Origin of the sequence: Bartonella sp. OC68QHHN, assembly GCF_042193875.1 — a bacterium.
GTDB lineage: Bacteria > Pseudomonadota > Alphaproteobacteria > Rhizobiales > Rhizobiaceae > Bartonella > Bartonella grahamii_A.
Window position 1 is genome coordinate 1 of the sequence record NZ_JBHIME010000046.1, and the last position, 2283, is coordinate 2283.

The window sequence follows — 2283 nt, forward strand, 5'->3', positions numbered from 1 at the left end:
AATATCCCCAACATGGATGAAGAAGAAAGCGGTGTAACAGCAAGACTCGTTGAACCTTTCTTAAATTTTGAACCAGAAACAGGCGTGAGAAATAAAGATAAATACCATAAAATTGAAGGTGGACATGTTAGAGCGACGCGATAAAGAAATCACCGATTTAAAGAGACGTGTAGCCAATATGGTTGTGGTGGGAAAAATTAGCCATGTCGACCATAAAAACGCACGCTATCGGGTAAAAAGTGGCAATCTCATCAGTGACTGGATTCCAGACACACAAGCCCGCGCCGGTAAAACACGCTCCTATGAAGGGCGTGATGTTGGAGAGCAAGTGATTGTTATCTCGTCATCAGGGGATTTGTCACAAGGGGTGATTGTGGGTTCACTTCACACCGATGCTCATCAAGCAGCCGATAAAGGCAGCATTCACCGAACGATATACCCTGATGGAACAACACTTGAATATGATGATGAACAAAACACTTATGGAATTCACATCAAATCCGGCGGAAAGTTTATCCTGACAATCGCTGATGGTGTGTCACTAAAAGGTGATGGCGGGAATCTAGAGCTTACCGCACCGGAAGGCATAAAGATTGTTTCAGAAAGCGATATAAATTTAAACGCAAAAGGCAACATCTCTTTGAAGGCAGGTGGTGGCGTTTCACTGAATTCGAATGATAGTCTCTCTCTTCATTCTGGGAATAATGTTTCCATTCATTCAAGTGGACTAAAGCATAACGGCACCAATATTGGAAACAGCCATGTTCATGGTGGTGTTTCCCCTGGTGGCTCGATGACAGGAGGTCCCAATTGAACAGTGGAATGGACCGCACAACGGGAAAGCCATTAACCGGCATTGATCATTTGCGGCAGTCGATTATTGATATCTTATCAACACGGATTGGTTCGCGTGTAATGCGGCGTGACTATGGTTCACGTGTTGCTGAACTCATTGATGCACCAATAAATAACAGCTTTTCCGTTGCTCTTTATGCTGCTGTTGCTGAGGCTTTAGACAAGTGGGAACCGCGTTTTAAATTGAAAAAAATTGATTTTAAATGGAGTGAGGCTGGACAAGTTTCTTTGTCCTTTGAAGGCATTTATTTGCCATCCGGCAAGCCCATTACCATGGAAGGATTATTGATAAAATGAATGGAGTACTTGCAAAACCAGAAATCATCACAGAACTTTCTTTTGAGGAAATACGCGCTGCTGCTCTTGCCCATTTAAAAGAGCTTTTGCCTGAATATACCATTCTTGAAAGTGACCCGGCTGTAAAAGTCATTGAGGCTTTTAGCTATCGAGAGTTGCTTTTAAGACAGCGTATTAACGAAGCAGCACGCAACAACATTCTTGATTTTGCAACCGGTGAATCTCTTGATGCTTTGGGAAACTGGCATGGTATTGTCCGCATGGAGGGTGAAAGTGACAAGAGATATCGTGAACGCATAGAGCTTCATGCCCGTGGTGGCAATGGGAGCGGGACAGAACCCTATTACAAGCTTATTGCCTTAACAGCAGATAGTCGTGTTAAGGATGCGATTGTTTACCGTAAAGGCAAAGATCCAACCATCTATGTTGCTCTTTTTGGCAACAATGAAGAAGGAACAGCCTCTGAAGATCTCATACAAACAGTCTCAGAAGCTCTTCACAGAAAAAATATCATCATGACCAATGATACAATCATTGTTCACGCAGCTGTCAAAAAAGTGCTGGATTTAGAAGCAGATGTTTGGCTGTTACCAGAAACATCTTTGAAAATTCTCACAACAATGGAAACAAATTTAAGAGCAGCATGGAAACAAGAACAAGCCATTGGTCGTGAGTTAAGCCTCTCGTGGTGGATTTCAAAACTAATGATTTCTGGTGTCCAGAAAGTGAGTGCCATTGCACCAACACAAGACAGTATGGTTTGTGATGAAGAAGTTTTAGCGATTGGAAAAATCACCTTAAACTTCAAAGGGCGTGCGCGCTAATGGTTGGTTTCCTCCTTCCCACAAACGCGACAGAATTTGAAAAGCGTCTTGCCGATGCTTGCGACTTTCATCAAGATGTTGATGGTTCTGTTTTGGGGATTTCACGCGCAAAACTGATCACACGCCCTCCCCGCTTCTTGCCGTGGCTCATTGAAGAATACGGACTTGGAGAGCTTACGCCTTATGTTCCAAACCTCTATGATTTGATTGATCAGGGGCTGCAATGGCAGCGGATACGTGGCTCTGTAGCAGCCATTGATTTGGGACTTCAATGGCTAGAGATTTCTGCACGCTTTCAACCCGCCTG

The 2283-nt window shown here is 43.6% G+C and carries 4 protein-coding genes; all 4 read left to right on the plus strand.

All coding sequences use genetic code 11. The features are described from left to right. The first annotated feature begins 124 nt into the window (after positions 1-124). On the plus strand, positions 125-814 hold the full coding sequence (locus ACFIJ0_RS06085; RefSeq protein WP_375644210.1) for a phage baseplate assembly protein V: 690 nt from the start codon (positions 125-127) through the stop codon (positions 812-814). Then, positions 811-1152, plus strand: a complete 342-nt coding sequence (locus ACFIJ0_RS06090; RefSeq protein WP_375622656.1) for a GPW/gp25 family protein — start codon at positions 811-813, stop codon at positions 1150-1152. Before ACFIJ0_RS06085 ends, ACFIJ0_RS06090 begins: the two co-directional genes overlap by 4 nt. Next, on the plus strand, positions 1149-1976 hold the full coding sequence (locus tag ACFIJ0_RS06095; protein ID WP_375644212.1) for a baseplate J/gp47 family protein: 828 nt from the start codon (positions 1149-1151) through the stop codon (positions 1974-1976). The genes ACFIJ0_RS06090 and ACFIJ0_RS06095 overlap by 4 nt, the downstream gene beginning before the upstream one ends. After that, on the plus strand, positions 1976-2283 hold a 308-nt coding region (locus ACFIJ0_RS06100; protein WP_375644213.1), incomplete at its 3' end, for a phage tail protein. The genes ACFIJ0_RS06095 and ACFIJ0_RS06100, both read left to right, overlap by 1 nt.